6 protein-coding genes and 1 pseudogene are annotated in these 7,642 nt (G+C 44.6%); 4 read left to right on the top strand and 3 right to left on the bottom strand.

The genetic code is table 11. From position 1 onward, the window contains the following. The first annotated feature begins 105 nt into the window (after positions 1–105). From JGK36_RS31705 to JGK36_RS31690, 4 genes are all read left to right on the top strand, one after another. Positions 106–777: a glutathione S-transferase gene (locus JGK36_RS31705; protein WP_293190925.1), complete on the top strand. Its 672-nt coding sequence runs from the start codon at positions 106–108 to the stop codon at positions 775–777. Positions 778–972: 195 nt separating this feature from the next. Beyond that, entirely contained in the window at positions 973–4,308 is a 3,336-nt protein-coding gene (dpdE, locus tag JGK36_RS31700) for a protein DpdE (RefSeq protein ID WP_293199143.1), read from the top strand. Between the two features lie 277 nt (positions 4,309–4,585). Next, positions 4,586–4,930, top strand: a complete 345-nt coding sequence (locus JGK36_RS31695; protein WP_293190921.1) for a hypothetical protein — start codon at positions 4,586–4,588, stop codon at positions 4,928–4,930. Beyond that, positions 4,927–5,121 (top strand): hypothetical protein, encoded by a 195-nt coding sequence (locus JGK36_RS31690; RefSeq protein WP_293179877.1) that lies wholly within the window; start codon positions 4,927–4,929, stop codon positions 5,119–5,121. The genes JGK36_RS31695 and JGK36_RS31690 overlap by 4 nt, the downstream gene beginning before the upstream one ends. Positions 5,122–5,250: 129 nt before the next feature. On the opposite strand, the gene JGK36_RS31685 is transcribed toward JGK36_RS31690, so the two are convergent. From JGK36_RS31685 to JGK36_RS31675, 3 genes and pseudogenes are all read right to left on the bottom strand, one after another. Then, a complete protein-coding gene (locus JGK36_RS31685; protein ID WP_293190919.1) occupies positions 5,251–6,441 on the bottom strand; it encodes a pentapeptide repeat-containing protein in 1,191 nt (396 codons plus the stop codon). 148 nt (positions 6,442–6,589) lie between these two features. Further along, positions 6,590–7,228, bottom strand: a complete 639-nt coding sequence (locus JGK36_RS31680) for a Uma2 family endonuclease (RefSeq protein ID WP_293199141.1) — start codon at positions 7,226–7,228, stop codon at positions 6,590–6,592. Positions 7,229–7,448: 220 nt separating this feature from the next. Further along, a pseudogene (locus tag JGK36_RS31675) lies at positions 7,449–7,642 on the bottom strand (Uma2 family endonuclease); the annotation flags it as partial.

Below are 7,642 nucleotides of genomic sequence, written 5' to 3'. Positions count from 1 at the left end.
TGAGCCCCAAGAGCGCTGAAGCGCAACTACGTACCAAGAAAGGTATGTTGTTGGGCTTGAGCCCCAAGAGCGCTTGCATCGCAACTACGTACCAAGAAATGCCCAATGCCCAATGACTATATGTCACCAATATATCCAATTTTATATTCATTCCGCCGTTGTCCCTATGCTATGCGCGCACGTTTAGCGCTGATGATTAGCAATCGCGCGTGTGAGTTGCGGGAAGTTGTTTTGCGAGACAAACCACAAGAAATGTTAGACGTATCTCCGAAAGGTACAGTACCGATATTGATTGATGTTGACGGGCGCGTACTCGATCAAAGTATCGATATCATGTTGTGGGCGTTGGAACAACACGATCCTGAAAAATGGTTGAGGCCAAAGGAAGGTTCTGTTGCAGAAATGCTGGAACTTATCTCTCAATTTGATTATGGGTTTAAATATCATCTTGACCGTTATAAATACCCTGAGCGTTATGCTGGTGTTGATGCTCAAGCACATCGCGATGAATGTGCTTTATATCTGGGGAAACTCAATGCTAAGTTAATCAAGAATAAATATTTGTTTGGTAATAATGTAGCATTGGCTGATATGGCGATCGCACCTTTTGTCCGTCAATTCGCCCATACCGATAAAATTTGGTTCGAGGAACAGCCTTGGATTCCCCTACAAGCTTGGTTGACAGCCTTCACCGACTCGGAAATTTACGCCAGTGTGATGCAGAAATACCCCAAATGGGAATCGGGGAATCCCACCGTTATTTTTGGGCGATCGTAATTATATTCAATCAACAGATAAGATTGCTTTCATTTGTTATCAATTCTTAAAATTATCTGCGTTTATCTGTGTTAATCTGCCGGATATCTGCGGTTTACCTATCCATCAAAAATTTATGCAATAAATCTCATATGTAATGTTATTCTATTCCCTCAGGCGTTAGTGTATTCTAACAGATATTGTCAGGCTAAAATTATGATTGATGTTGGTTCATTAGTTCGATCGCCCAAAAACGATATGGGAATCGGAAAAGTTGTCGAGGTATCCCACCCCGATGCCATAGTTGAATATTTTTGCTCAGTAAAAAACCGCATCCGCAAAACTGTACCCCTCAGTTTGCTACAAGAAGCCCGACTTCAGCGTCAAACCCGCTGCTACCTCTGGAGTACAAGTCAGGAAAGGTGGATAATTGGCCGAGTTTATGACTGGGATGAAGATAAACTAGAGTACGAAATTGACCTCCCCGACAGCCAAAGTTTGCAAGCTGTCGAAGCCGAGCTTTACGTTCGCTGCAATATCCCGATCGCCGATCCGATCGACATTTTAGCAGTTAAAGGCCAAGAAACTCCCTATTTTCACGATCGCCGTTTGGCTTTTGTCCAATCTGCGATCGAACAGCGCGCCGTCAGTCGCGGCATGACGGGCTTAATTTCTGCTAACATAGACCTGTACCCGCACCAAGTTGAAGTCGTGCGGCGCGTCCTAGAAGACCCAATCGTGCGCTATTTGTTGGCAGATGAAGCTGGACTGGGGAAAACAGTAGAAGCGGGAACAATTCTCCGCCAATTCTTGCTAGACGATGCTAACGGGCGCGCTGTGGTAATCGTTCCCAAATACCTGCTCGAACAGTGGCGGCAAGAGTTAGAAAATAAATTCTATTTGTCTCATTTTGCCGATCGAGTGCAGCTTGTTTCTTTGAGCGAAATCAATCAAATTAGCCGCAATGCTAACCTAGATTTTTTGATTGTTGATGAAGCGCAAGAACTCGCAGCCATGGCTAATTCGAGCGATCGCAATCAACAACAATCCTTTGAACTCTGCCAGAAACTAGCTCATAAAAGCAAAAATTTATTGTTATTATCTGCAACGCCAGTCATCGGCCGCGAGCAAGATTTTCTCACGATGCTGCACTTGCTAGACCCCACAACCTACCGTGTTGACGATTTACAAAGTTTCAAAGCACAGGTGCAGAACCGTCAAGAAATTGGTCGAACTTTACTCGATTTCCGAGAGACAACACAGCCTGCTGTTTTGCAAACAAAACTTGCTCAACTTCGCACTCTTTTTGCTAAAGATGATTATTTAATCGCATTGGCAAAGGAATTAGAAAAAAGCCTAAAAACCAAAGAAACCGAAGAAAAATCTCGCCTGATCCGAACTATTCGCACCCACGTTAGAGATACCTACCGCCTGCACCGCCGCATTCTCCGCAACCGCCGGGATGCGGTGGAAGATGTGATTTTCGATCGCGATACAGTACCTAAAGCCGAGTACGATCTGAATGACGAACAGTGGTCTGAAATTCAAACTGTACTCGATAAATGGCGCGCTGCTGCTCCCAAATCTAGCGAATATCAGAGAATTTTTCTGCTGTTTTTCCGCGCTTCCGGTACTTGGTTGAATGTTTTGGAACGGGTTATCAAAGCTCGCTTGCAGAAAAAATCTAGTCCAGAGCTCGATCGCGAATTTGGACAAAGCGACACCGCAATTTTGACCAGAACTGCGCTGTTTTCCGAAGAAAGGGAACTGCTGGAAACCTTGCTCAACACTGTGTCAAAGGTCGAGGAAGGGTTCGATCGACTGGGTTTGTTACGAATCGCTATTTTGCGATTTCTCGCAGTTGCATTGAAGGTTCCGCGCGAATATCACAGCAATCCTCGCGATTTGCTCTCCAGAATTCAACAGCAAATTAAACGGCCGATTCCGGGCGAACGTTTCCCGAAAATTGCGATCTTCACCAGTTTTACGACGACTTGTCAAGAGATTGCGGAAAATTTAGCTAAAATCTTTGGTAAAAAGGCGATCGCCAGTCATGACATGACCAAATCAGCGGATGATGTGGAGGCGAATCTCCATCGGTTTAAGACTGAACCGCATTGTTTTGTCTTGGTGTGCGATCGATCGGCAGAAACAGGCGTCAACCTACAATTTATAGATTGGTTAGTCCACTTCGATTTACCGTGGTTTCCCAACCAGCTAGAACAAAGACTCAGCAGAGTCGATCGCATTGGTAGCAAAATGGGAGTGCAATTTTGTTTGTTTGCAGGCCCGGATATGCCCGATAGCCCCCACGAAGCTTGGTTTCAAGTCTTAAAAAACGGGTTTGATATCTTCAACAAATCGATCGCCAGCCTTCAGTTTTATGCCGAAACCAAACTGATTACACTTGAAGAAAAGTTGTTTACTGAAGGAGCAAAAGGCCTATCAAGCGAACTTGAATCGATTAAAACTGAAATCGAACAAGAGAAAATCAAAATCGATGAACAATACGCCCTCGATGAAATTGATATTCTTGATGACAGCGCATCTCAGTATTTTGAATCCCTCGACAACTGCGACGCACGCCATAAAGAAATGCAGCGGGCGGCGGAAGGTTGGTTGTGTCAAGCCCTCCATTTCAAACAAGTCGAACATCCCAGTATCTCTGGTTTGGTGCGCTATCAACCTACTCAAAAAACCTTAATTCCCTCCAAGGATTTGACAACTCAATTAGTTCCCTATTGTCAGCAATACGGTAGTTACAATCGGCGTATTGCTCATCAAAATACCGATGTCGTTCTTTATCGAACTGGCGAGGGATTAATTGATGCACTGGGCGCCTATGTTCGCTGGGACGATCGGGGTCAAGCTTTTGCGATGTGGCGTCACGATGAAAGTTGGGATGCTGCGGAGGGGAAGGAATGGTTCGGCTTTCAGTTTAATTATTCAATTCAAACTGATGTGCAGCCTGCTGCTCAAGTTTTGCAAGCACAAAACATCGAAAATTACAATTTAAAAGCTTTGCAACGGCGCGCTGATGCTCTGTTTTTGCCAATTTTTGAAACTGTGTATGTAGATGCTCGCAGCGAACAAATGTCTCTGGTAGAAGAGGCGGAAGTTTTGGCAATCTTGCAGCGCGGTTATAAGGGGAAAGGCGGCCCAAATCGGGATTACAATTTGTCTAAAAATCGCACGTCGCTGATTGACAATTTTGTAGATTCCCTGGATTGGGATGATTTTTGTCAGAAGGGGCGGGTGGTATCGGAGGAATTGCTGCGCGGGCGCGAGGCTTTTGTCGAAATGTGCAATAATTCTGCTACCAGTGCTGCAATTCAACTCAAAAATCGGGTGAATCAATTGCAATTACGTTTGAATCGACTTTCTAAATCGGAACAGCTTTTAGAATCAGTTTTGGCTGATGAAATTAGTACCGAAAGTTTGTTGAGTCAAGCGGTTTTAGCGGGAATTCGCCACCCGCACCTAACTCTTGAGTCGGTAGGATTTATTGTGATTTCTGGGCGTGCTCCTGTGAAATCGGAGGATGAGGGATAATTTGTTTTGGTGAAGTGCGTAGGCCGGGGCCCGGGCGTAGCCATCGCTCTTTTTGAGGGCGATTCCCTACCCTTCACCGAACCCTTGCGGGAAGATAGCTTCGCTTCACGCTCTTTTTTGAACCGATTCGGGAACACGGGCTTTTGGGTTCGTGCCACGATGGACGCTGATGGATGAAAGGGATTTCGGTATGATTGTGAACTGCTTCGGATGTTGATCGATTACACTATGGTATGTTAAATTTTTATGGCAATAACTTAATTTTAGGGGTGTAAATATGGCTAATTTACCATCAAGAACTACTGAAATTATAAATCAATTAAAACAGCAGGCTTTAGATATTGTTAATGAAGCTTCTGCCTTGGAATTAACCATTTTTGAACTATTTGGAGAGACCGAGGCAACGATTGCGGCACTAGATGAAATGAAAAGTGCAGCCGATGATGCTGAATCTTCCTACTCTCAACTATCTACTATCCAGCTTCAAATTGCCCAAGCTCAACCTGTTGCCTCTGGTGATATGCTACAATTACTAGAACGAGCTATAGCACGAACCCAAGCAAGGATTCCGGCACTGGAGCGTAGTATTGAAGAAGTTAAGATGGAATACAACTTGCCATGAATAAACAACCGCGCATCCCCGATCCAGAAACATCTAAACGTTTGCTAGCTAACCTCCGCCGAACTCGTATGGAGGTTCAAGAAGTCAATTTAGAATTAGGAGAAATTAATACGCTACTGGCAGAACAGCTTCGCCTGCAAAGATTGAATCGAGTCAGGCGATCGCTCAATAGCTCTACAGCAGAATTGTAAATTTATTAGCCAAAGCCACAAAAAGTTTAAGAAACGCGAGCGATATTTTTTGAACCGATCTATCGCACAGGCTTTTGGGCCCGTGCCACGATGGATGCGGATGGATGAACGGGATCTGGCATTTACGGGCTAAACATCCTCAAAAATTGCTCCCCGCTGCTGTAAATTTAGCTTGACATCTTCCGCAAGTCCCGAGTTATTCCCAAACCTCGCTGACTTGACATTCGCACCGCTGAAATTAGCATTTGTTAGGTTAACTTCGAGCAGATTTGCGCGACTAAAATCGGCACCGCTGAGGTTTGCTAAAGCCAGACTGGCGCGGTACAAATCTGCACCGCTCAAATCTGCATTTCCGAGGAAAGCGCCACTCAAATCTGCACCGCCGAATTTAGCGTTTTGCAGGTTGGCGTCGCTGAAATCGGCATCGTTTAAGTTTGCACCCCGGAAATTTGCCGCCGGGAGATTTGCACTACTAAAATCCACTGCACTTAAACTCGTCCCGCGCAAGCTACCGCCCGCGAAATCCAGTGCGGGATTGAGATTGGCGATTGTTGCCAGTTCTACAAAATCATCGGTTTCAGCAGCTATAATGCGATCGACCATTTCCTGCAACTCGGCTTCGGCTGGCGCGATAATTTCCACCTCAGGCTGTTCCACCGCAGGCAAATTGTAAGACAATAGCGCCCAACTGAGAGCCGGTTGGAGCTTATTTGCTAAATATACAGTCAGGATTCTTTCTAAAACCGAATGTTGATTTGGCGTAATATCGTGCGGCCACAAACCCTCCGCATCTGTGAGATAAATATCTTCTTTCGCAACTTCAAAAGCCGCTGCAATCCGCAATGGTTTGGCGGGAAATTCTCCCAGTTTAACACTTTTTAGCAAACCTTTTAATATTGGTTTTCCCCGTTTTAATGAAAAAATCCAAGCGGGTTTTGTATCGTCGCCGATTGTGGAAACATGACAAAACGTGCAGTCAGTTTCCTGGATTTTTTCCACCTTCTCGTTGTCTCGGACTTTCCGCTGACTTTCGGTTGACAAAATCTCTGTACTGCTGTCGATGGGCGACAGCTCAAAATCACCCACTAATTGACGCGATGCTACCGGAATTTCGCAGTTTTCCAGATTTAGTTTGAGCGTTCCGCCTTGCAGACCAAATTTAACGCGGCCGCCCAGCAGCGGTTCCCAATGCTCGTTAAAATTGAGGCTCAAGTGAATGTCAAGCTGCTGGGTTTGGGCTGCAACTGATGGCACTGGAATTGCTTCTAGTTGCATCCACAAGCAATCTGGGTATTTGTTGTGAGACTCTAGCGATCGCATATCGGTAGAAGTGCTGGCTCTGCCAGACTGTGATGGAGATTTTGACGAGTGCTTTATTTTATTTTATCACTATTGAGCCAAACTATTGATCGAATTTTTATCTGTGATAATTTATCGTTGGTTTGCGACACCTATAATGCACCTTAGCTTAATTGGTTGGTAGTATTTGGTTTTTTACCCAATTCCGAAATGCTTGAACTAATTCTAAATAATCCATTGTTTCCGCCTGTTGCAAAAAACCGACAATTTCTAAAATATGTACAGTGGGAAATGCTAAACTGCGATCGCACGAAACGTATGCTCTATTTTCTAATCTATTGATAATCAGGCGTTCGCCGTTATAAATCCAAACTTCCGGCACGCCGACATCAGCATAAACTTGCAAGCTATTTTCCGAGTAACTCGTGAGATCGAGTTCCACTACTAAATCAGGTGGCGGACTTTCCTTCGTGTCAATTCTTTTTATTCCTTTAATTGCAGATAAATTCTGGATGTAAAAACATTCATTTGGTTCTGCACTGCTGAGTTCTGGACGCTTAAAAGTTGTGGAACCGACGGCTGCAATGTTCAGTCCGAATTCTTCAGCCAGGGTTTCCACAAATCTGCCGATTATTGTTTTGTAAAATTGGTGTTCTGGTGAAGGTTCCAGAATCTCTAGATTGCCACCATTGTATTTCAGCCGCAGTGGCCGGTCAATGTATTCGGCGAGCAAGGTTTCGTAGGTTTGCCAACTGATACCCGATAACTGGATATTTTGGCCTGGCGAGGTGAGATTTTCAGCGGGCATAGTGGTATTTTGCTGAGTAGTTCGTAGGCACAAGCCGGGGCTTAGCCATCGCACTTTTGGATTATACCATCAATTCGGGCGATCGCAGTAGCATCTTTACTAGACCTGAATTACAAAAATAATTCGGACGGGCTAGAAGCCCATCCCACAAGAAAAAAAATTGTGGGATGGGCTTCTAGCCCGTCCTGAAATTTGATTAACAGGACTTTTACAATCTTTTCTACTCACCCATCTGCGCCGGAAATACCGCAGACAAATCGAGAGACAACTCTGGGAAACCTGGAATTACCACAACCTCATTTGGCAAAACCACTTGTTTTACTCGATAATCGAAACCACCTCTTTGTTTCTGATAAGGTTCGCTGTGCATTTCCAATTGAATATCTACTAAATTAAATATCCAATAATCAGCAA

The sequence above is a fragment of the Microcoleus sp. PH2017_35_SFW_U_B genome (assembly GCF_020737865.1).
Classification (GTDB): Bacteria; Cyanobacteriota; Cyanobacteriia; order Cyanobacteriales; family Microcoleaceae; genus Microcoleus.
This window is presented reverse-complemented; position numbering and strand designations above follow the sequence as displayed.